General features: G+C 40.3%; 25 protein-coding genes. 16 read left to right on the forward strand and 9 right to left on the reverse strand.

What is annotated here, in order from left to right:
• Positions 1 to 2: 2 nt before the first annotated feature.
• Both corA and queG read right to left on the reverse strand, forming a co-directional pair.
• Entirely contained in the window at positions 3 to 1112 is a 1110-nt protein-coding gene (gene corA, locus ACPUEN_RS14100) for a magnesium/cobalt transporter CorA (protein ID WP_425636539.1), read from the reverse strand.
• A 17-nt stretch (positions 1113 to 1129) separates the two neighbouring features.
• Positions 1130 to 2065: a tRNA epoxyqueuosine(34) reductase QueG gene (queG, locus tag ACPUEN_RS14105; protein WP_425636540.1), complete on the reverse strand. Its 936-nt coding sequence runs from the start codon at positions 2063 to 2065 to the stop codon at positions 1130 to 1132.
• Between the two features lie 97 nt (positions 2066 to 2162).
• On the opposite strand from queG, the gene ACPUEN_RS14110 reads away from it, so the two are divergent.
• Together ACPUEN_RS14110 and ACPUEN_RS14115 are read left to right on the forward strand one after the other, a co-directional pair.
• The gene (locus ACPUEN_RS14110) at positions 2163 to 2420 is read left to right on the forward strand and encodes a DUF6364 family protein (RefSeq protein ID WP_283413485.1); all 258 of its coding nucleotides are present in this window, start codon (positions 2163 to 2165) and stop codon (positions 2418 to 2420) included.
• Positions 2413 to 2823 (forward strand): type II toxin-antitoxin system VapC family toxin, encoded by a 411-nt coding sequence (locus ACPUEN_RS14115; RefSeq protein WP_425636541.1) that lies wholly within the window; start codon positions 2413 to 2415, stop codon positions 2821 to 2823. Before ACPUEN_RS14110 ends, ACPUEN_RS14115 begins: the two co-directional genes overlap by 8 nt.
• Here ACPUEN_RS14115 and ACPUEN_RS14120 read toward each other — a convergent pair.
• Positions 2815 to 3048, reverse strand: coding sequence for a hypothetical protein (locus tag ACPUEN_RS14120; RefSeq protein ID WP_425636542.1), 234 nt, complete (start codon positions 3046 to 3048; stop codon positions 2815 to 2817). The genes ACPUEN_RS14115 and ACPUEN_RS14120 overlap by 9 nt on opposite strands.
• Positions 3049 to 3238: 190 nt before the next feature.
• On the opposite strand from ACPUEN_RS14120, the gene ACPUEN_RS14125 reads away from it, so the two are divergent.
• Both ACPUEN_RS14125 and ACPUEN_RS14130 read left to right on the forward strand, forming a co-directional pair.
• Positions 3239 to 4339, forward strand: coding sequence for a vWA domain-containing protein (locus tag ACPUEN_RS14125; RefSeq protein ID WP_425636543.1), 1101 nt, complete (start codon positions 3239 to 3241; stop codon positions 4337 to 4339).
• A gap of 5 nt (positions 4340 to 4344) precedes the next feature.
• Positions 4345 to 5868 (forward strand): magnesium chelatase, encoded by a 1524-nt coding sequence (locus ACPUEN_RS14130; protein WP_425636544.1) that lies wholly within the window; start codon positions 4345 to 4347, stop codon positions 5866 to 5868.
• A 104-nt stretch (positions 5869 to 5972) separates the two neighbouring features.
• Here ACPUEN_RS14130 and ACPUEN_RS14135 read toward each other — a convergent pair whose 3' ends face one another.
• Positions 5973 to 6335, reverse strand: coding sequence for a DUF1304 domain-containing protein (locus ACPUEN_RS14135; RefSeq protein WP_425636545.1), 363 nt, complete (start codon positions 6333 to 6335; stop codon positions 5973 to 5975).
• A 106-nt stretch (positions 6336 to 6441) separates the two neighbouring features.
• Between ACPUEN_RS14135 and ACPUEN_RS14140 the strand changes: the two genes are divergently transcribed.
• Entirely contained in the window at positions 6442 to 7818 is a 1377-nt protein-coding gene (locus ACPUEN_RS14140; RefSeq protein WP_425636546.1) for a methyltransferase RsmF C-terminal domain-like protein, read from the forward strand.
• Between the two features lie 40 nt (positions 7819 to 7858).
• On the opposite strand, the gene ACPUEN_RS14145 is transcribed toward ACPUEN_RS14140, so the two are convergent.
• A complete protein-coding gene (locus tag ACPUEN_RS14145) occupies positions 7859 to 8194 on the reverse strand; it encodes a n-acetylglutamate synthase (protein ID WP_425636547.1) in 336 nt (111 codons plus the stop codon).
• 145 nt (positions 8195 to 8339) lie between these two features.
• Here ACPUEN_RS14145 and ACPUEN_RS14150 point away from each other — a divergent pair, with 145 nt between their 5' ends.
• Entirely contained in the window at positions 8340 to 9992 is a 1653-nt protein-coding gene (locus tag ACPUEN_RS14150; RefSeq protein ID WP_425636548.1) for a M1 family metallopeptidase, read from the forward strand.
• Here ACPUEN_RS14150 and ACPUEN_RS14155 read toward each other — a convergent pair.
• From ACPUEN_RS14155 to hflX, 4 genes are all read right to left on the reverse strand, one after another.
• Positions 9989 to 10357: a hypothetical protein gene (locus ACPUEN_RS14155; protein WP_425636549.1), complete on the reverse strand. Its 369-nt coding sequence runs from the start codon at positions 10355 to 10357 to the stop codon at positions 9989 to 9991. The two genes, ACPUEN_RS14150 and ACPUEN_RS14155, sit on opposite strands and share 4 nt — an antisense overlap.
• Before the next feature lie 72 nt (positions 10358 to 10429).
• Positions 10430 to 12097 carry a PQQ-dependent sugar dehydrogenase gene (locus tag ACPUEN_RS14160; RefSeq protein ID WP_425636550.1) on the reverse strand — a complete coding sequence of 556 codons (1668 nt, stop codon included), beginning with the start codon at positions 12095 to 12097 and terminating at the stop codon, positions 10430 to 10432.
• A gap of 111 nt (positions 12098 to 12208) precedes the next feature.
• Positions 12209 to 13276, reverse strand: coding sequence for a PAS domain-containing sensor histidine kinase (locus ACPUEN_RS14165; RefSeq protein WP_425636551.1), 1068 nt, complete (start codon positions 13274 to 13276; stop codon positions 12209 to 12211).
• A 127-nt stretch (positions 13277 to 13403) separates the two neighbouring features.
• The gene (gene hflX / locus ACPUEN_RS14170) at positions 13404 to 14654 is read right to left on the reverse strand and encodes a GTPase HflX (protein ID WP_425636552.1); all 1251 of its coding nucleotides are present in this window, start codon (positions 14652 to 14654) and stop codon (positions 13404 to 13406) included.
• A gap of 201 nt (positions 14655 to 14855) precedes the next feature.
• Here hflX and rfbC point away from each other — a divergent pair, with 201 nt between their 5' ends.
• The 10 genes from rfbC to ACPUEN_RS14220 all read left to right on the forward strand — a co-directional run bounded on the left by rfbC (position 14856) and on the right by ACPUEN_RS14220 (position 22312).
• Positions 14856 to 15407: a dTDP-4-dehydrorhamnose 3,5-epimerase gene (gene rfbC / locus ACPUEN_RS14175; protein WP_425636553.1), complete on the forward strand. Its 552-nt coding sequence runs from the start codon at positions 14856 to 14858 to the stop codon at positions 15405 to 15407.
• Positions 15407 to 16153, forward strand: coding sequence for a tyrosine-protein phosphatase (locus tag ACPUEN_RS14180; protein WP_425636554.1), 747 nt, complete (start codon positions 15407 to 15409; stop codon positions 16151 to 16153). Before rfbC ends, ACPUEN_RS14180 begins: the two co-directional genes overlap by 1 nt.
• A gap of 15 nt (positions 16154 to 16168) precedes the next feature.
• The gene (locus ACPUEN_RS14185; RefSeq protein WP_425636555.1) at positions 16169 to 17122 is read left to right on the forward strand and encodes an NAD-dependent epimerase/dehydratase family protein; all 954 of its coding nucleotides are present in this window, start codon (positions 16169 to 16171) and stop codon (positions 17120 to 17122) included.
• A 145-nt stretch (positions 17123 to 17267) separates the two neighbouring features.
• Positions 17268 to 18683, forward strand: coding sequence for a tetratricopeptide repeat protein (locus ACPUEN_RS14190; RefSeq protein WP_425636556.1), 1416 nt, complete (start codon positions 17268 to 17270; stop codon positions 18681 to 18683).
• 16 nt (positions 18684 to 18699) lie between these two features.
• Positions 18700 to 19470 carry a phosphosulfolactate synthase gene (locus tag ACPUEN_RS14195; RefSeq protein ID WP_091696563.1) on the forward strand — a complete coding sequence of 257 codons (771 nt, stop codon included), beginning with the start codon at positions 18700 to 18702 and terminating at the stop codon, positions 19468 to 19470.
• Between the two features lie 58 nt (positions 19471 to 19528).
• Complete coding sequence (locus ACPUEN_RS14200) at positions 19529 to 20464, forward strand: DUF368 domain-containing protein (protein WP_425636557.1); 936 nt, start codon at positions 19529 to 19531, stop codon at positions 20462 to 20464.
• Entirely contained in the window at positions 20461 to 21198 is a 738-nt protein-coding gene (locus ACPUEN_RS14205) for a shikimate dehydrogenase family protein (protein ID WP_425636558.1), read from the forward strand. The genes ACPUEN_RS14200 and ACPUEN_RS14205 overlap by 4 nt, the downstream gene beginning before the upstream one ends.
• Before the next feature lie 71 nt (positions 21199 to 21269).
• The gene (locus tag ACPUEN_RS14210; RefSeq protein ID WP_425636559.1) at positions 21270 to 21617 is read left to right on the forward strand and encodes a hypothetical protein; all 348 of its coding nucleotides are present in this window, start codon (positions 21270 to 21272) and stop codon (positions 21615 to 21617) included.
• Between the two features lie 79 nt (positions 21618 to 21696).
• Positions 21697 to 21918: a hypothetical protein gene (locus tag ACPUEN_RS14215; RefSeq protein ID WP_425636560.1), complete on the forward strand. Its 222-nt coding sequence runs from the start codon at positions 21697 to 21699 to the stop codon at positions 21916 to 21918.
• Entirely contained in the window at positions 21899 to 22312 is a 414-nt protein-coding gene (locus tag ACPUEN_RS14220; protein ID WP_425636561.1) for a putative toxin-antitoxin system toxin component, PIN family, read from the forward strand. The genes ACPUEN_RS14215 and ACPUEN_RS14220 overlap by 20 nt, the downstream gene beginning before the upstream one ends.
• Positions 22313 to 22326 lie beyond the last annotated feature (14 nt).

The following is a 22326-nucleotide window of genomic DNA, read 5'->3' on the forward strand; positions in this document are numbered from 1 at the left end:
AATTACAACCAGTTTTTCTTGCGGAAGAAAAACAGCATCCCAATTACAGCTAGCGTCATCCCTCCCATCACTACGAAATAGCTGTATTTCCAGTGTAGCTCAGGCATATTGTCAAAGTTCATCCCATAGACCCCTGCCACAAAACTCAACGGAATAAAGATCGTGGAAATGATCGTGAGTACCTTCATGATGTTATTCATGCGGTTTGAAAGACTATTCATATACAGGTCCAGCACACCTGATGACATATCTCGGAATACTTCCATTGTCTCTATGACCTGAATCGTGTTTTCATACAAATCCCGGATAAAAGGCCTTGTCTCAGCACTGATTTTATCATCTGCATATTTGTCGAAAGAGCCGATTACTTCACGCAAAGGATAGACGGTTCTACGAAGATCCATCATTTCCTTTCTTTGAACATACAACGCATTCAGCGTTTCATTGCCAGGTGACAACATCGCTTGGGATTCCAAATTCTCAATTCGCTCCCCTATGTTTTCCATTACGATGAAGTAATTATCAATGACTGCATCAAGTAATGCATACAGCAAATAATCTGCTTTTCGTTGCCGAATGGCACGCTTTTGGTCTGCAAGGCGATTTCTCACAAACTGGAAAACGTCCCCTTTTTTCTCCTGAAAAGTGAGTAAAATCCCGTCTTTTAAGACAAAACTGATTTGTTCATCATCAATTGGAGATTCGGGTGTAGGGCATTGGATCATCTTCATCGCTGCAAAAAGATAGTCCTCAAAAGCTTCCATTTTGGGGCGCTGATCTGTATTCACGATGTCCTCCATCGTCAGCTTGTGAATTCCAAAAAGCAAACCGATTCTCTCCAGTAATTCTACATCATGCAAGCCGATGATATCAACCCAAAGAACCTTTTTTTTCAGTTTTAAATGCTCTTCGAGTTGATCTAAGGCAATTGTTTCTTCATATAAATCAACCTCATCGTAGCTGATTAAATTAATTAAGACATTGTCCAGCTTTTTTTCTCCGGTATAAACCAAGGAACCGGGAGGCAGGCCAAGCTTAAAGTTCTTTTTCTTTCTTTTTTTAGGTTTAAAAAGCTTCTGTACGGACTTAAGGTTTGGAGCTATAGGACTCATATGGATATCGGATCTGGTTATTTAGACTTAAGAAATTCGACATTTCTTTTCAGTCCAGCAAGTTTAGTGCGCTTTACTGCTGATTTTTTAAAAACCTTCCTAAAAGTTTCTTCGGTTATCTCTTGCCAATCCCGATTGTTAAATTCTGCCAGCTCTGGATGAGGTAGGAATTTTGGCTCTTGATGGGGTTTGGAAAATCTATTCCAAGGACATACATCCTGGCAGATATCGCAGCCAAAAGCCCAGTTTTCCATTTTTCCTTTAAACTCAGTAGGGATGGCATCTTTCAATTCGATGGTCAGGTAAGAGATACAGCGGGAACCGTCAATGACTCCATTATCTACTATGGCGTCGGTGGGACATGCATCGATGCAGGCAGTGCAGGTACCACAGTAATCTTTTGCCAAGGGTGTATCCGGTGTCACTTCCAGATCGATGATGAGTTCGGCAAGGAAAAAGAAACTTCCCATTTCCCGATTTAGCAACAAGCTGTTTTTCCCGAGCCATCCCAATCCTGCTTTTTGGGCCCATTGACGCTCCATGACTGGAGCAGAATCTACAAATCCCCGACCGTCTATTTCACCGATTTCGTTGCGGAGGCTTTCCAGAAATTCATTGAGTTTGTCCCGAATTACAAAATGATAGTCCTCGCCGTAAGCGTATTTGGCAAGCTTGATGGAGTCTGAGGTTTCAGGAAGTTTTTGTTCTGGGTAGTAATTATAGACCAAAGAAACCACCGTTTTGGCACCTTCCACCAGTTTTGTAGGATCGAGCCTCTTGTCAAAGTGATTGGCCAGATAGCCCATTTCCCCGTTGTAATTCCGATTCAGCCAGTCTTCCAATCTCGGAGCTTCCTCTTCCAAAAATCCCGCTTTCGCTATCCCACAAAAGTCAAAGCCCAGCCGCTTGGCGGTGGATTTGATGATGAAAGAGTGTTTTGAGGCGGGAGTCATGAGGCAAAGATACAAGACTAAAGTTTCCCCTTTAAATTCATAAATGGAACATCTTTCCCCAAAATACACGTATATTTAAGTCAAACACGTGTCACTTATGAAAACCAAACTCACACTCACTGTAAAAAAGGAAATTGTAGAGAAAGCCAAGATGCAAGCAGCTAAGAGAGGAATTTCGCTTTCTAGGATGTTTGAAGAGATTTTTGAAAAAGAAACACCTAAAGTTGAAAAAACTCAGGAGCAGCTAGCAGCTGCACGATTTTTAGAGAGATTAAAAAAGGAGTCTCCAATAAAAGCCCTCGAAAAGTCAGATAAAGAATTAATGCGAGAACACCGCGATAAAAAGTATGTATAGGATATTTTTAGATTCTAATGTTGTGCTGGACTTAGTTGCAAATCGGGAGCCGTTTGTGGAAGACTCTTTGCCATTTCTTACCTTAGTGGCAGATGGTGAAGCTCAGCTGTTCATTTCTGAAGTGTCTTTAGGCCTACTTATTTATATGTCTTTTGACCGCTATAAACTAGTTGATGCTAAAGAAAAACTGCTTCAGTTTAATGGCTTTTGCAAGGTAATCTCTGGGGGAGAGCAAGCATTTTTGCGTGCTATGAATTCAGATTTCAAAGACAAAGAAGATGCTCTTCAATACTTTACTGCCATTGAAAATAAAATGGATTTCCTAATTACTCGTGACCTTAAGGACTTCAAAACAGCGAATCAAATTCCTGTTCTCACTCCCAAACAATTTTTCTCAAGCTAAACCCCTTCTCCGCATTTCAGGCTCATCCTGATACCATTGTTCTTCAAAAGTTTCTTTTACGACCACATCTGCAATCAGCACTGACCACACCATCCACAAGACCAAAACAGGGCCTGCCAAGAAAAGCAGCCATATCAGAAACATACCTAAATTGAATTGTATAGCGCTGACAAATATGATTAACACACCAGTGACTATACCGACGGCTCCAAGGTAGTTTTTCATAATTTTAGAGTTTTTATTCCATTTACTAAACTACCATACCCTTCTGTTTGTTACCTGAACTGTCGGAGTCAATAAAATTCCACTAAATTGAATTTCAAGGCTTTCCGGCTTAGTTAATTTTGACAAGAGTCTCGTTGGTTACTTTAAAACCAAAGTCTTGTGTCTTGAATCTTGATACTTGAGTCTAATTATGAAAGGATTTCGATTTACTCAGTTCGTACCCACTCAGGATCCTGAGAAGAATACGTTTGAGAATCTGTTGAATATATTTTTGCAACTCGTCACCATGACTGGCGGGGATGTGGCTGAGGCGATGAGCTGGCTCACCAATCTTGACAATCGCTACAACATGACCAATCCCAACTATGGAATTGGAGACTTTTTCGAAGATCTGAAAAGTAAAGGCTACCTGACTGAGGAAAACCAAAAGGGTGAGTTAAAAATCACTGGTAAAGCCGAACAGACTATACGGAAATCAGCTTTGGAAGAGATTTTCGGGAAACTCAAGCGAGGAAAATCAGGTCAACACAAAACCACCCATTCAGGTCAAGGAGACGAACGTGGCACGGATCGCCGAGCTTATGAATTTGGAGATAATTTGGATCAAATCGCTTTGACGGACTCCCTTAGAAATGCACAGGCAAACCATGGTTTCTCAGGAGAATACTTATTGACAGAAGGCGATTTGGAGGTTGCGGAAAATGAATTTCGCTCACAGACATCTACGGTGCTGATGATAGATATTTCCCACTCTATGATTTTGTATGGGGAAGATAGAATCACTCCCGCGAAGAAAGTAGCCATGGCTTTGGCAGAACTGATCAAAACTCGATATCCAAAAGACACACTCGACATCATCGTCTTCGGAAATGATGCCTGGCAGATAGAAATCAAAGATTTACCTTACCTGCAAGTTGGCCCTTATCATACGAATACTGTTGCTGGATTAGAGTTGGCAATGGATTTATTGCGAAGAAGAAAGAACCCAAATAAGCAGATTTTCATGATCACGGATGGAAAACCAACCTGCCTGAAAGTGGGAATCAAATATTACAAAAATGCTTTTGGGATTGACAGCAAGATCCTTAGCGAAACGCTAAAACTCGCTGCGCAATGCCGAAAACTGAAAATACCAGTAACGACTTTTATGATTGCCTCAGATCCGTATCTGAAGGAATTTGTAAAGGAATTTACCAAAGTGAATAACGGGAATGCCTACTACAGCAGTCTGAAAGGGCTCGGCGACCTGATTTTTGAAGATTATAGACGAAATAGAACGAAACGCTTTTAAGCAATATGGACTACCAAACACTGACACCAAAGGAACTCACCCAGATAAAAACCCTCGGCCAACTCAAAGCTGCAGGCTACCAATCCAAATCCATCAAAGAAGAACTTCGAGATAACTTGATCCTAAAAATCAAGCGAAAGGAAAACGTATTTGAAGGAATTTGGGGATTTGAGGATACCGTAATTCCCGATATTGAGCGGGCGATTCTTTCCAGACATAATATCAATTTACTTGGGCTAAGAGGACAGGCGAAAACGAGAATTGCCAGAATGATGACGCAGCTGTTGGATGAGTACATTCCCGTCGTTTTTGGAGCTGAGTTGAATGACGATCCATTGCAGCCGTTGACTACTTTTGCCAAGGATTTGATAGAGGAAAAAGGTGATAATACGCCAATTGGATGGTGGCATAGATCAGACCGATATACTGAAAAATTAGCAACTCCTGATGTTTCTGTAGCCGATTTGATTGGTGATGTGGATCCTATCAAGGCCGCCACTATGAAGCTGAGCTATAACGATGAGCGTGTGATTCACTATGGTCTGGTACCAAGGTCCCATCGCTCCATTTTTGTGATCAACGAGTTGCCCGATTTGCAAGCCAGAATTCAGGTTGCCTTGTTCAATATCCTGCAGGAAGGTGATATTCAGATCCGTGGGTTCAAGCTGAGATTGCCGCTGGATATTCAGTTTGTGTTCACAGCAAACCCTGAAGATTACACTAACCGAGGAAGTATAGTTACTCCGCTGAAGGATAGGATTGAGAGTCAAATTATTACGCATTACCCAAAATCAATTGAGATCGGGAGGAGAATTACTGCTCAGGAAGCCAATTTGAAAGGCAAGCCTGTCGAGAATATCTTTGTTCCAGAGTTGATGAAAGACTTGATCGAGCAGATTGCAATCGAGGCAAGAGGTTCTGAGTTTGTAGATGAGAAAAGTGGTGTGTCTGCAAGGCTAACCATCTCTGCTTACGAGAATTTGATTTCTGCTGCCGAACGCAGAATGTATATGAACGGTGAGAGCAACACCATTATTAGAATTGCCGATTTGATCGGTGTGATTCCTGCAATCACCGGAAAAGTAGAGTTGGTCTATGAAGGTGAGCAGGAAGGCGCAGGACTCGTTGCTTACAATTTGATTGGCAAAGCCATTCGTAAACAGTTTGTGAATTATTTCCCATCTCCAGAGCAGAAGAAAAAATCCAAAGACGGCAATCCGTATGTGTTGCCATTGGCTTGGTTTGGCGAAGGAAATGAATTGGATATTTTAGCCTCACAGGCAGATAAAGATTACAAGACCTCCTTGCAATCTGTCCCTGGTTTGGAGGAAGTGGTCACTCAATTAGTGAAAGAAGTACCGGAAAAAGAGAAGGAATTCTTTATGGAATTTGCCCTTCATGGATTGGCGGAGTTCTCTCAGCTCAGCAAAAAAGTGTTGGACACAGGTTTACAGTTTAAGGACTTATTCAGCTCTATGTTCGATATGGGACCTGGGGATGAGGATGACTTGGAGGAGGATGATTTATAAGTGATTTCCCGCAGACCAGCGCCGATAAAAGTCGCAGATAATCGCTGATTAGAAAGATTCAGCGATTATCTGCGAAATGATTAGCGTAAATCTGCGGGAAAATTCTACTTTAAGTGGAGTAAAATGAGTGCAATCAGCGCTGGTAATCCCTGTACCCAAAAGATTTTTTTGCTGGCGGTCAGTGCACCAAAAATTCCAGCTACCAACACACAGCTCAGAAAAAATAAAGCGACATAGAAAGACCATTTTTGATCCTCAATCAGCAGGGACCACACCAATCCTGCCACTAGAAAACCGTTATACAACCCCTGATTGGCTGCAAGACCCTTGGTTTTAGGAAATAGTTCTGCAGGCATGGACTTGAATGTTTTTCGTCCTATAGTTTCCCAAGCAAACATTTCGAAGTATAAAAAGTAGAGATGAAGGGCAGCAATGCCGCCAATGAGGATCTTAGTGAGGATTTCCATAACTCTTTAGATTTTAGCCAATCTACTCATTTATAAAATCGCTTAAAACATTATGATTCTGAAAACTGATCACTGAGACTGAAAACTGATCACTTATCTTTGCCCCATGCCAGAAACAAATCTTCCTAAGGACTTCGAGTCTCAGATGCTCGAATTACTCGGTCAAGCCGAATTTGAGCAATTTAAAGAAGCTATTAACAAACCTTCACGCACCTCTGTCAGATTAAATTCTGCCAGGACTTTTTCTCTTAACTGGGCAAATTCCTCCATCCCTTGGTCTGAAACTGGTTTTTTTCTCGAAGAGAGGCCATCTTTTACCTTAGATCCGGCGATTCACGCTGGGGCCTATTATGTTCAGGAAGCATCTTCGATGTTCATCGAACACATTCTAAATTCCTTGGAAATTCCCAAAGGAATTTACCTTGATCTGGCCGCAGCACCTGGAGGAAAATCCACGCTGCTCTCCGGCTATTTGGGGAATGGAGGAATGCTGGTTGCCAATGAAGTTATCCAGCCCCGTGCTCAGATTTTGAAGGAAAACATTATAAAATGGGGTTTGGGAAATACCATAGTTACCAATAATGATTCTGAGCATTATGAACCATTGGAAGGATTCTTTGATCTGGTGCTGGTGGATGCTCCCTGCTCTGGCGAGGGGATGTTTCGCAAGGATCCGCAGGCGCGCGAAGAATGGTCTGTGGATAACGTTCAGCTTTGTTCGGCACGTCAGAAGCGGATTATGGATCAGGCAGGAGCGTTGGTGAAGGCTGATGGGTATTTGATCTACAGCACTTGCACTTTTAATGAGCAGGAAAACGAGGATATGATTCGGTTTTTGACTGAGGAGTTTTCCTATGAGCCCGTTCGAATTCCGTTGGATGCCACTTGGAAAATAAAAGAAACTCAGGTAGAAGTTGATGGTAAAACCTATTACGGTTACCGCTTTTTTCCACACTTAGTGGAAGGAGAAGGTTTTTTTATTACCATTTTGAAGCGCTCAAGTGAGGCTTACATTCAGGAGCCAAAACGTGTTAAAGACTTCAAGCACCCATATTTAAAGGAGGTTTTTAATCGGGAATCAAGCGAGTTGGATGAAGAGTTGGGATTTGATGGGACAGGGAAATATTACAAACTGAATGATTCTTTTTTTAGAATTTCGAAGGATTGGAATCTACACTTTCAGAAGATCTCTCAGCATCTGAGTTTGAAGTATTTCGGTGTGGAGATTGGTAAAAAGCAGAAAAGTGACTGGATTCCTACGCACGAATGGGCTTTATCCACACTACCTAAAAAGGACTTCCCTTCTCATGAGCTTTCGGAAACTGAAGCCATTGAATTTTTGCGTAAAAATGAGCTTGAAATGCCTGATTTACCAGTTGGCTGGGTGTTAATAACTTTCAAAAACCTTCCGCTAGGTTGGATCAAAAATCTCGGAAACCGTGTGAATAACTATTATCCGAAGGAGTGGAGGATAAGGATGTAAAGATTGAAGTGAAAGGTCTAAAGTCTAAAGGATTAAGGTTTTAAACTTCCTCAAGAACGGACTCTCCTGCTGAGCAGTCTCCGGAAGTCCATTGCCAAGTTTCATGGAGGCGAATTTTACCATTTTCTAAGACTTCAGGCTTGGATTGACAGGTTCCTGTCATCAGTTCACCTGCCGTATTCAGCTGTTGATAGCGCATGTTTATATTCCCAGCTTCGTCTACCAAAGCGATCAGGTGACCTTTTATTATTTTCCCCCCAGAATAAATACAGGTGAGCACATTTTCATCCTGTTTGTAGTGGAAAAGTGTTTCTGCTGAGGTCTCTCCATTTTCAGAATTGCTTATTGGGCGAAAGGTTTTGTTGTTATAGTTCATCGAAATCGTACAGTGACTGGTTTGGATTGAGCAGGGTTTGGGACAGGCTCTTCACTAAAATTAAGTCCTTTCGTGGAAATGTATAGCTTTTCAATAAATCCTTCCAAGTATCTTGTGAATTCAATTCCCAAATTTCGACTTTGCCATGAGATTTATACTACTAAGCTTTTCCCTACTCTTTTGCCTAAGTGCCCATGCACAAATGTTTCCTCATGGAGAGGAATTTACTCGTCAGGATACGCTGCGGGGTACAATTACTCCAGAGCGAGCTTGGTGGGATTTACAGCACTATCATTTGGAAGTAAAAGTGGACCCTGATACCAAGTCACTTTCTGGGAAAAATACAGTCAAATACAAAGTCTTAGAAGATGCAAATCGAATGCAAATCGACTTGCAAGCACCTATGCAACTTGCAAAAGCCGAACAGGACGGAACCGAATTAGAAATAGAGCATGAGGGAAATGCACATTTCATCACCTTGAAAGCCGCCCAGCCAATTGGTGAAGAAAAGGAATTGACACTTACGTTCTCAGGAACTCCGGTAGAGGCAATTCGCCCTCCTTGGGATGGTGGTTTGACCTGGCAAACGGACGGTAATGGCTTGCCTTTTATTGCAAATTCCAATCAGGGTATAGGAGCTAGTATCTGGTGGCCCAACAAGGATCATGGCTACGATGAGCCGGATCAGGGAGTCTTGATGAGTGTGACAGTTCCGGAAAATCTAATGGACGTGTCAAATGGCCGACTGATAGGAACTGATCATGACAAAGAAGCCAAGACCAAAACCTATCACTGGGAGGTGAAAAACCCAATCAATAATTACGGAATCAATATCAACGTAGGTGATTACGTCCATTTTGGAGAGAAATATAAGGGGGAAAAAGGCGACCTGGACATGGATTATTATGTGCTTCGTGAGAACTTGAAGAAAGCCAAAAAGCAGTTTGAAGATGCTCCAAAAATGATGGAGGCTTTTGAGCATTGGTTTGGACCGTATCCATTTTATGAAGACAGTTATAAACTAGTCGAGGCTCCTTATTTAGGCATGGAGCATCAGAGTTCGGTGACTTACGGCAATGCTTATGCAAATGGCTATTTGGGACGTGATCTCAGTGGAACAGGCTGGGGTCTGAAGTTCGACTTTATTATCATCCACGAGTCCGGTCACGAGTGGTTTGCCAATAATATCACCTACAGAGATGTGGCGGATATGTGGATTCATGAGAGTTTCACGGCCTATTCAGAGAATCTTTTCCTGGATTATTTTTATGGAAAAGAGGCGAGCAAAGAATATGTCCTAGGAACCAGAATGGCGATCAGCAATGACAGTCCGATTATTGGTACTTACAATGTAAACTCAGAAGGCTCTAGCGACATGTATTACAAGGGTGCCAATATGTTGCATACCATTCGTCAGATCGTCAATGATGATGAAAAATGGCGAAGTATCTTGCGCGGACTGAATGAGGAGTTTTATCATAAAACGGTAGCAACCCGCCAAGTTGAAAGTTACATTTCACAAAAAGCAGGGATCAATCTATCCCCTATATTCAATCAATACCTGAGAGATATACGAATTCCTATTTTCAGCTATAATCTAAAAGACGGCGAACTCTTTTACCGCTGGGAAAATGTGGTAGTTGGCTTTGAGATGCCGGTGAAAATCTACGTGGATGGAAAAGAATTGGATTTGAAACCAACGCAACGCTGGCAGCAAATAGCTATTCCGCAAAAGGATGCTAAAATCAGCGTAGATGAAAATTACTACGTGGGTACGCTTAATATTTCGGGAGATTAATTCAAAAATGGGATCAGAACTTCCTTAGCCTTTTCTTCGGTAAATAGTACTAATCCACTCATATTTCCTTCTGGATATTTGAATACGATCATTTGATTTCCCAAACACTTTACTTCAAAGCGAAGTGGAGGATCGATGTCGTCTATAAATTCCAAAACTCCCTCTGGGCTTAACTTCCAATCTAGTTCATGTTCCTCCCCATTTTCAGTTTTGGTTGAAGTACCATTTTCATAAAAAGTATAAAAGCAGTCAATCTTGCGGGTTTCGGTAAGACAATGCCAAGGATTAGCGATGAGAAGCTCACGAGTGATAGGCTTCCCAAAAAATATAATGTCAACAGATAATAGATTGATAAAGTCGAACATAGCAATTCAATTTACTAATTCGTTTCAGAAATCACACTATCTCAAGATGCGCTTTTTTGCACACGCTATTTTCTAGTTTATTATTTTATAAATCTTCCCATTTGTCTTGCTCATGATATAAATATTGTTTGCCGCATCTTTCCCGAACTTTAGGTCAACTCTATCATTTTGGACTAATTCTAGGAGGGTCATTTCTTTTCCCTCGAAAATCACTTTCCAGCTTTGGACTTTCATGTTACCCAAATCCTTGAGATCCGAATAAAGTAGCCTGCCAGAGAGGATATCTCCGAAGATAAACTTGCCTTTAAGTTTTCCATAAGGCATTTCATATCCTGCGAAAATTGCTGCAATCTCATCGTGGTCAATTTGAATTTCGGGATAGGTGATTCCTAGATTCTCATCATTTGGTTGCAAATCGAATACATCTCTGAAGTTGCCATAAGGATTGATGATAAACCTCCCTTCCCGGATCGGCCAGCCGTAAAATTGACCAGGCTCTATCTTATTTAGTTCTTCTACAGAGTGTTGTCCTATATCAGTAGCAAACATATTTCCTCTAGGATCCCAGAATACACGGTTGGGATTTCTAAATCCATAAGCATACACCTCTCCTGCTTTTCCATCTACATCAGCAAATGGGTTGCTTGATGGAATTCCATACTTGCCATTAGGACTGTCCGTTCCCATGGGGTCAATTCTCAGAATGCTACTATAAACAAGCGCACCCCTGCTATCCGAGAAATAGGCAGCCCGTTGTTCTGTCAGGCCTCCATCGCCAAAACCAATGTAAAGCAATCCATAATCTTCCTCTCCTCTTTTAGCATGAGGATTAAAGGTGACTTCCTGCATTCCGTGCGCTTGAGAAGGAATGTCTATTCTAAGCATTTCTCTACTGCTTCCCGCAAAGCGAGTTGCACTAGGGTCCACTGCTTTCCATTCTGTCAATACCCACTGCATAAAATGTCTAATACTATCTGGGTAGCTGTAATCGGCAGGTTTGGAATTTCCGGCATCGGTATGCGCCGTATAGAAAAGTCCATTTGTTGCAAAATCTGGATGGAAAGTAAAACTAGCCATGCCAGTAGCCCATCCAGGATTACTCACTAGGTCAGGTAACAATTCAGTAGCAGGAAGGTAGAGATTTGGTTTTCCTTCTATTAACTCGTACAAACCTACTCGTTGATCGTTGATGAATAAACGTCCAGAGTTAGGCTCAGTTTCCATTTTAGTCATTTTAGCCAAAGGAGCTTTTGAATCTGAGGCAGGAAGCTGCGCAAAATATTCTATCTCCAGTCGAATACCTGAATCAGGAATGCTATCAGGAATAGGATCTTTCAGTCCAACCATCGGAACGGTGTCAGGAAGGGCTGCAAATGTGTGGAGGTAACTTAAAACTGCGTCAAGCTCCTTCTCAGTGAAATTTTCAAAAGGAGGCATAATTGCCTTATATTGCTCTAGCAGGGTCACCGCACGCGGATCACCGGAACTGATCACTTCTGAAGGATTTTTGATGAAATTTCTGACCCATTCAGTTTCAACAGTATGTGTTAATCCACTTAGATTAGGCCCTATGCCATGCTTGTCAAAACTATGGCAGGTAGTACAATTAGCTTCAAAGAGTGACTTTCCAGCCATTATCTGTTCAGAATCTGTGCTGATGGAGCTACCCAACTCGCTTTTCTGAGAGCAAGAGAAAAATGCCAGACTGACAAGAAGAAGTAGGAATATCGATTTTTTCATTAGTACTAAGATGTAGGTTTTCGCTAATTACGCCAAACATAGTACTATTATAGATCTATCTATCCTGCATTGTCCTTGGGATATTATCGATTTTTTCTACATGAAATTTGCCTAGGCATTTAGCTTAATCCGAAACGTAGTTCCCATATCAAGTGCGCTTTCCACTTCTATAGTACCCCCAAGAGACTTCACATGATTGTAAACTAAATAGAGACCTATTCCATGACTATCTTCTTGATTAGTAAATGTTTGCTGAAATCCGAATAGTTTATTCCCCACTTTTTCCATATCAAACCCGAGTCCATTGTCAGAAAAATCAATCTGAATTTTATCTTCCATCAGTTTGCTAGAAATGGTAATAATTGGAGGAATTCCAGGCTTCCTATATTTGATTGAATTGGTAATCAGATTCAGAAAAATGCTTTCTAAATAATTAGGGTTTGATTGGATCTTCTTCACTTCGGTAAAGTCATTCGAAATAGTAGCCCCAGAATTTTTTATGAGGGAACTGATTGATTTAGAGACTTTTTTCACAATTTTTTTAAGGTCAATCTCTTCAAATGGAATATAAAGAGATTGCTTGTCTTTAAGCTCTTTAGAATAAAAATTGAGTTTCTCTCTTAAGTCCTCACAGCATAATTTAAAAACCTCCATGAGCTCCAGCGTATCCTTGTCTGTGATTTTTGAATAATCTAATAGTTCATATATAGAAAGTAGGTTATTCACGGGTGACCTGAGATCATGTGAAGTCATGTGACCAATATGTCGAAGGTCTTTATTGAGCTCTGTTAAATTGGTCAAGAGCGTGTTTCTTTCAGCTTCAAGCTCTTTTTTTTGTGTGATATTCTTCGCTATTGCAAAAACCAATTTAGCGTGCTCTACTGGTTGGGAGGTCCAGGAAAGCCATACAATCTCTCCTGATTTTGTAACATATCTGTTTTCAAAATCAATTAAGGGTTCTGAATTGAGCAATGACTTTCTTACCATCGCTGTCTTTTCTTTATCCTCCTCGAACACGAAGTGATTTACCGGTTTTGCATATAATTCTTCATAACTATAACCTAAGACTTCTATAACTGCCGGATTTACTTTTTTGAAATATCCATCAAAACCTGCAATACACACTAGGTCAGGCGTTATTTCAAAAAAAACGTCGTATTGAGAATACTCAGAATTCATTCAGGTATGATTAGCTAAGGAATAAGTTTAAAAATAAAAGCGAGGATAGGCAAAAAAATAATAGGAAAGAAAAAGGATCAATTAAAAAAAATTGGGTATCAATAAATTAATACCCAATTGAAATTTCTTATTCTTCCAGCGAAAAAGTTTGATCCTCTAAGTAATGAGGATAGATTTTTCGGTGCTGTTTTTTTACCTCTGTTACCAATGCCTGACGGAAACCCTCCACATTCTGGCCACTTACTGCAGCCATAAATACTGGTGGAATACCGGTTTTCTTCTGGTACGCTTCTGCAAGCGCATCAAAATCAAGAAAGTTAGCTTCTTCGAGTTCAAGCTCAGTCATTTTCATGCTATCTTCCTCGCTAGGCATAGTTTCTACTAAATCGATCTTATTAAATACAAGTAAAATCGGCTTATCCCCGGCATTGATTTCACTTAATGTCTGAGTGACTACTGCGATGTGATCTTCAAAATGTGGATGCGAAATATCCACTACATGCACCAGCAGATCCGCCTCTCGAATCTCATCCAGCGTAGATTTGAAAGCTGCGATCAAGTGTGTAGGTAGCTTTCTGATGAATCCAACTGTATCAGATAGTAAGAAAGGTACATTTTCAAGTACTACTTTTCGGACAGTAGAGTCTACCGTTGCGAAAAGCTTGTTTTCAGCAAGAATATTTGTCTTGGTGATCAAGTTCATAAGTGTGCTCTTCCCTACGTTGGTATAGCCTACCACTGCCACTCGAACAATTCCCTTTCTCCCTTTTCGCTGGGTTTCTCCTTGCTTTTCTATTTCACGAAGCTTTTCCTTGAGGAGAGTTATTCTTCCTCGGATATCTCGCTTATCTGTTTCTATTTCTTTCTCACCGGCTCCACCACGCGTGGTAGTTCCTCCTCGCTGTCGCTCTAAGTGAGTCCACATGTTCGTCAATCGAGGAAGTAAATATTGGAAACGAGCCAGTTCTACCTGTGTTTTTGCTTGGGCAGTTTGCGCTCGATTCAAGAAAATATCCAAGATTAGTAACGACCTATCATAAATCGTCACTTTCAATTCATTCTCTAGGTTTCTCATTTGAGAGGGTGAAAGGTCATCATCGAATATGACCATATCGACTTCAAAATGCTTGATATATGCTGCGATCTCCTCAAGTTTACCAGTGCCTACAAATGTTTTGATATCTGGCTTTTCCATTTTCTGGGTGAAGCGATAAACAGTCTTTGCGCCTAGTGTTTCTGTCAAAAAAGCCAATTCATCTAAGTATTCCTCAGTTTGTTGCTCTGTTTGATATTGTCTAACGACACTTACTAAAATGGCAGTTTCCTCCTTCGGAGCTGTTTCGTAAAGTTTTTGGATTTTGCGGGAGTGTTTACTCATATTGTAAATTCTATGTCAAAACAATGCGGAAAACTTGAATTTAGTTTCCTAATTATCATAAAAACGACCAGTTGAGGTGGTGTTTTTTCGATTTGTAGCATCGGATACAACAAAGTTCGACATATTTCCTTAGAATTGATTAGGATAGTGTTTTGTCTCTTGGTTATTTTACCATTGAATGCCAGTATCAACAGTCACCCAATGGCCCAAATAATAAAAGCACCTTTAGCAGGTGTGTTAGAGATATTTCCTAGAGTTTTTGAAGATCAAAGAGGCTATTTCTTTGAATCTTATCGAGCAGATTGGCTACAATCTGAAGGGGTGCATCATGATTGGGTGCAAGATAATCAGAGCTTTTCCCAAAAAGGAACAGTCCGTGGGTTGCATTTCCAGAAAGGGGAATTTGCTCAGGCAAAATTAGTACGAGTAATCCAAGGCAAGGTCCTAGACGTGATCGTGGATTTGAGAAGAGACTCATCAACATTTGGTGAGAAATACTCAGCTATTCTTGATGCAGAAAGGAATAACCTCATGTATGTTCCGGCAGGTTTTGCGCATGGATTTTCAGTTTTGGAAGATGCTATATTCGCCTACAAGTGCTCTAATTATTATCATAAAGCAAGCGAGGGAGGAATTCTCTGGAATGACCCTGCTTTAGCCATTGACTGGCAAGTGAACGTCCCGATTACTTCGGATAAAGATGCTGTTTGGCCAACGTTAGAAGAATTTAAAATTAGTGAAGGAGAACTGTAATGGGGTTTTTAGATCTGTTTAAAAGAAAGCCGGAGGTGATTGAAGACCTTGACCTTAGTTGGTTGCAGGTGGATATGCACTCACATTTGATACCAGGAATCGACGACGGATCTAAAACTATGGAGGAATCTCTCCATTTGATAAAGCGCCTTGCAGATTATGGATTGCGTAAAATCATCACTACTCCACACATTATGTCCGAGTATTATCGCAATACCCCGGAGATCATCACTATGGGACTTGAGGATTTGCGTAAAGCGATTAAAAAAGAGGGAATTTCCATCGAAATAGAAGCTGCAGCTGAATATTACATGGATGAGATTTTCTTGGAGAAAATCAAAAATGGTGAGGACGTTCTGACATTTGGAAATAACTATATTTTGGTAGAAACAGGCTTTATAAATAGGCCTCAAATGCTACTGGAAATTATTTTTCAACTCGAAATGGCCGGTTATAAACCTATTCTAGCCCATCCTGAGCGATATCAATACCTGATTGCAGATAAAGGACTGCTTCAAGATCTTACCGATAGACAAATCCTTTTTCAAGTAAACATATTGTCTCTAACTGGGTTTTATTCCAAGCCGGTAAAGGATTTTGGTGAAATGCTGGTTGAGACTGGACTGGTTAAGTTTCTTGGGACTGACTGTCACAATCAGCGCTATTTGGATATGATAGAGACCCTTCCAAAGTCAAAATTGTATCAAAAATTAAAGCAATTAGACTTGCTCAATTCCTCTCTTTGATTTGCATAAAAGTCAATGAAAATTCTCATCACAGGTATTACAGGGTTGTTTGGCAGCTATTTGGCAAAGGAATTTGCATCGCTGGGAGAAATACACGGTGTCCGTAGAGCAAGCTCTTCCACCAGGCTTCTTGATGGAGTACAATTCCCCATTACTTGGCATGAAGGAAAGCTTTCTGATATTGAATCTCTAGAAGAAGCGATGGCTGGGATGGACTTGGTTATTCACGCTGCTGGAAAAGTTTCTTTCGACGCAGGCGAAAAAGATAGCCTTTATCGAATTAATATGACTGGCACCACCAATGTAGTCAATGCCATGCTGAATACAGGAGTGAAAAAACTGGTGCATGTCAGTTCTGTCGCTGCTATAGGCAGAAGTCCTGAATTGACGCAACTTGATGAGAATTTTAAGTGGGTGGAGACTCCCCTCAATACCGATTATGGCGTTTCTAAGTATTTGGCAGAATTAGAAGCTTGGCGAGGAGAGCAGGAAGGGATTGACCTGATAGTTGTAAATCCTTCCATACTACTCGGAAAAATCAGCGATGATAGATCCTCCACAGATATTTACCATTATGTGATTGATGAAAACTCTTATTATCCTAAAGGAGATTTGAATTACATCGATGTGCGAGACGCTGCCCATCAAGTGAGAGTATTAGTAGACAAAGAAGTTTGGGGACAGCGATTTATTCTAAATAAAGAAAGCATTTCATATAAAGAATTCTTCGAAAAAATGGCTTTGGCTTTTGGCAAAAAAGCACCTAGTACAGCAGTAAGCCCAACGATGTTAAAAGTAGCTGTGATTTTTAACACGATTTTTAGAAAGCTGGGTTTGAGCAAAAGCCCTCTGAACAAGAAGACAGCAATGATTTCACAGCAAAAAGTTTTTTTTGACAATAGCAAAGTGAACAAGGTTATAGGGACGCCCTATCATAGCCTAGAGGACACCTTTGAGTGGTCAAAGTAAACTTATTTTTAATCCTGATCGTTGGTACGCAAAGCCTGAAGCAGAGTTGGTACTATTTCTGTTCAGAACTAAAATGAAATTTAACAAATCGAGATTTTGAGAGACCAAATTTATTGGTAACTTAAATAAACCATAACGCATCCTAATGACCGGAGATCACGATCACGATTGGGAAAATGACAAGAAGCTGGTAGAGCGATTTGAAAATTCCCTACAATCCAATCTGGACCTTTATTTTGAAGAGGAAGAATTGGAGGATATCATCCGATTTTACTTTGATCAGCAGAAATTCCTAAAAGCTTTGCGCGCAGCCGAATTTTCCTTGGAAAGATTCCCTTTCTCTGTGGAAATTAAGCTCCTGAAGGCTCAGTGTTTGATTTTCAATGATGAGTTGGAAGAGGGACAAGAGATTCTGGAAAACATCAATAACATTTCGCCAAACAATGAAGAGATCATCCTTGCCTTGGCTAATGCATATATTCTTAGCGGAACTCCGAAAGAAGGCATAGAACTGTTGGAGAATTACCTCCCTTTAGCAGAAGACAAAGCAGAGGTATATTATTCATTAGGAAACCTTTATCGTGTTCAAAATAATAATGAAAAGGCGAGCTTTTATTTCAAAGAGGCTGTAAAAAACCGTATCAATCACGAAGACGCCCTTTTTCAGTTGGCAATGATCACTGAAGAAGAAGGCTCTTTTGATGAAATCCTGGAGTTTTATCAAGAGTTCATCGATCAGGACCCCTATAGCGCTGGTGCTTGGTATAATTTAGGAGTGGTCTATAACAGATTGGGCAGGTTTGAGGAGGCGATCAAAGCATACGATTATGCCATAATAATTGACGATTCCTTTGCTTCCGCTTATTTCAACCTTGGAAATGCGCTAATGAATACGCAGCAGTATGAGCTTGCCTTGGAAGCATACCAGAACACGATTAATTGTGAAGGTGCAAATGCTGAGAATTGCTGCTACATGGGTGCCGCTTATGAGAAGCTTGACAAAATCGATGAGGCTTTTAAATATTTTAAGAAGTCGGCCAAGTTTGATGAGGAATATGATGACGCTTGGTTTGGACTCGGAATGTGTATGCTTAAGAAGGAAAAATTCTTTGAAGCCATACATTATTTCAAAAAAGCTTTAAATCTCACAAAAGAAAATTCAAATTATTGGGTTGGACTTGGAGATGCTGAATTTAACTTGGGAAATATGCAAGCCAGTGCCGAAGCTTATGAAGAAGCGATCAATTTGGAACCAGGCATTCTGGAAACCTATGTGAATCTGGCACTTATATACTTTGAGCAGAACCGCTTTGAAGAAGCTATAGACGTTACTCGGGAAGGAATAGAAGAAATGCCTGAGGAGGCTGAGCTATATTATCGCTTAGTTGTATACCTAATCAAAATGGGCAATTACAAAGAGGCGTTTTCATTTTTGGAAAATGGGTTAACTTTGGACTTCGAAAAGCATATGATCATGTATGATCTGATGCCAGAGCTTAAACAGCAGAAGGCCTTATACAAGATTATTGCCCAATATCGAGAGGAAAACCTCGAGTCTTAACATTAAAACCTCGCTAATGAATTATGAGCTGAATAATATCCCTGTTCGGACTGAAAAGCCACGAACCAAAGGATTTACCATGGCCATGGACAAAGGCTTAAGCCTACGTGCCACAGAAGATTTTGTTGAAAGCTGTTCTGATTTTGTAGATATAGTAAAACTTGGCTGGGCTACGTCATATGTCACTAAAAACCTCAACGAAAAACTTGCCATTTATAAAGAAGCTGGGATTCCAGTTTACTTGGGAGGTACACTTTTCGAAGCTTTTATAGTAAGAGGTCAATTTGACGATTATAGAAAAGTATTGGATAAATATGATCTTTCTTTCGCTGAGGTGTCGGATGGTTCTATTTCTCTAAATCATGACAAGAAATGTGAGTACATCACTACGCTAGCCAAACAAGTAACCGTACTTTCAGAAGTAGGGTCTAAGGATGCTGCGAAAATTATCCCTCCATACAAATGGATTGAGCAGATGCAGACAGAATTGGATGCAGGTGCTTGGAAAGTAATCGGAGAGGCTAGAGAAGGTGGAAATGTAGGTCTGTTCAGGGATTCTGGTGAAGTAAGACAAGGTCTTGTGGAAGAAATTCTTACTCAGATCCCAGAAGAAAGAATCATCTGGGAAGCTCCGATCAAATCGCAGCAAGTATGGTTTATCAAACTGATCGGTGCTAATGTAAACCTTGGAAATATCAGTCCATCGGAAGTTATTCCTTTGGAAACTATTAGGCTCGGCTTAAGAGGTGATACCTTCGATCACTTTTTGGGAGAAATCAAATTGTAATACAACTCAACTCATTACAGGCTGATTGGAATTTTCCGATCAGCCTTTATTTTTGACCATGGATTCAATCAGAAAATACCTACTCACCTACCTGAAGGGAATGGGAATGGGGGCAGCAGACATAGTGCCCGGCGTGTCTGGTGGTTCTATCGCCCTGATCACCGGAATTTACGAAGAGCTACTCAATAGCATAAATTCTTTCAATGGCGATAGTCTGAAGTTGTTGCTGAAGTTTGAGTTCAATAAATTTTTTCAAGCGGTAAACGGTGCTTTTTTACTAAGCCTACTGCTTGGGATCATGACGAGTATTTTCTCACTTTCTAAGCTAATCACCTATTTGATGGCTGAGCATCCCATTCCGCTCTGGTCGTTTTTCTGCGGGTTGATTTTAGTGAGTGCATTTCTGATTTTAAAAGACATTAAAAAGTGGACCATAGGAGTAATCATCGCCTTAATCATCGGGACGGTTTCAGCCTATTTCATCACGGATCTGCCACCTACGAGTAGCCCAGACGCACTTTGGTTTACTTTTGTAGCCGGTGCGATTGCGATTTGTGCAATGATTCTTCCTGGTATTAGTGGAAGTTTTCTTTTGTTGATTCTTGGCAAATACGAGCCTATTCTTAATGCGGTATCAGAGCGTAATTTTACTACACTTGGCGTTTTTGCGCTTGGCTGTATAGTAGGACTATTATCATTTAGCAGAGTGATTTCTTGGTTTCTAAAGTATTTTTATTCAATTACGATCGCATTGCTTTCCGGCTTTATGCTTGGGTCTATCAATAAGCTTTGGCCATGGAAAATCGTCACGGCCTACCGTACTTCTTCAAGTGGAGAAGAAAAACCTTTTTTGACTAAAAATATATTTCCAGGAGAGTATTTAGAACAAACTGGTTTTGAGCCAAAATTAGTCTTGGCTCTAACTGCCTTTCTATTTGGGATCATTTTAGTTTATGGAATTGATCGCCTTGCTGCATATTTAAAGAAATCATGAGGAAATTCGGTTTGATAGGGCATCCACTGACACATTCTTTTTCGAAGAAATATTTCACAGAGAAATTCGAAAAGGAAGGAATTGAAGATTGCGAATACGAACTGTATGATATTCCCAACGCATTTGAGCTAGATGAAATCCTAAATGATGATCCGGAGATCGAAGGTATCAATGTCACGATTCCGCACAAGGAAGATGTGATTGCTTGGGTCGATGATTTGGAGGAAGCCTGTGAAGAAATCGGAGCGGTCAACTGCATTCATATCAAAGACGGAATCCGCACAGGTTATAATACAGATTACATAGGATTCAAAAACTCACTTTCTCCATGGCTTGGCGGTAAGAAAGTAAAAGCTTTGATTCTAGGAACAGGTGGGGCTTCCAAGGCAATTAAACAGGCCTTGAATGATTTGGGGATTGAGTATTTAAATGTTTCCCGATCAGAAGATGAAGACCAGATTACCTATAAAGATTTGGCGGTGGATCCTGAGATCATGAAAACTCACCATTTGATAGTAAATACTACGCCTCTTGGTACCTTTCCAAAAGTTGATGGCATTCCAGCTATTCCTTTAGAGCAGTTTTCAGCTGAGCATTTTGTGTATGATTTGGTCTATAATCCTCCGGTGACTACGCTGATGAAAGCTTGTTTGGATGCTGGAGGCAAAGCGAAAAATGGCCACGAAATGCTTATTCTACAGGCGGAGGCATCGTGGGAGATCTGGAATTCGTGAAAAGCTGGAAGACAGTTGACGGAAGACCGAAGTATCGTTCCATACATGTTTTCTAAAGCATTTATAACTAAATGAAAAATTTGGACATATTTCAAATCAAAGCCCAACTTAATAAAGGGAAAAGCATTGAACAGTGTTTAGGAACTGCCAATAGTGGCGAGCATGAAATACTAAAATGGATAGAAATTAGACCTGGAAAATATTCATTCACTCTTGTCTATCACGAAGTTTACAATGACTCTGACCAAGGAATTGAAAGCGTTTATAACTTTTCGTATGTTTTGCCAGATGACCTTTATGGAAAGAACATAACTGAATCAAAAAGCGTTGAGGAAATTCTTAACAAGGCTCAATCTATATTTGGGAATAGCAATTTCTATAATGAAGGATTTTTGGACGAAATCATAAATGAAATATAAACTGTATAAAAGCAGCTAATCCAAGCGGTAAAAATTCCTGAATTAAGAATTGGTCGCAATTTTGTAAATTTGAAATGCTATGACTTATCAAGTAGAAATTTTGAATCCTAAGGCTGAAAAATTGCTGCGAGAACTCGCGGACTTGAACCTCATTTCTATTTCTGACTCTTCAGAAGACCCTTTTATGGATGTTGTAGAAAGACTTAGGAAAAATGCAGCAGCTAATCCCCCAACTTTAGAAGATATAACCAAGGAGGTTGAATTAGTGAGATCTAAGCGCTATGCCAAGGGAAAAGCATAGAGTTATTCTTGACACCAACATTTGGGTGAGTTTTCTTTTAACTAAAGATTTCTCCAAAATTGATCAACTGTTTAAAAATGGCAAACTTACTTTGCTTTTTAGTCAGGAACTTTTGGATGAATTCATAGAAGTAGCGCAAAGGCCTAAATTCAAAAAATACTTTTCCCCAACTGATCTTCTAAGCCTACTTTCAAAAATCAGGACAAACGCTGAATTTGTAATGGTTACTTCCTCTTTTGAACTCTGTCGCGACGATAAAGATAATTTTCTTTTGGCTTTGGCAAATGACGGAAAAGCCTCACACTTAATTACAGGGGATAAAGACTTATTGGTTTTAGAAAAACTCAACCAGACAGAAATCTTAACTATTAGCGATTATCTTGCTCAAATATGATCGTATAAATTTCT

The sequence above is a fragment of the Algoriphagus yeomjeoni genome, from assembly GCF_049821175.1.
Classification (GTDB): domain Bacteria; phylum Bacteroidota; class Bacteroidia; order Cytophagales; family Cyclobacteriaceae; genus Algoriphagus; species Algoriphagus yeomjeoni_A.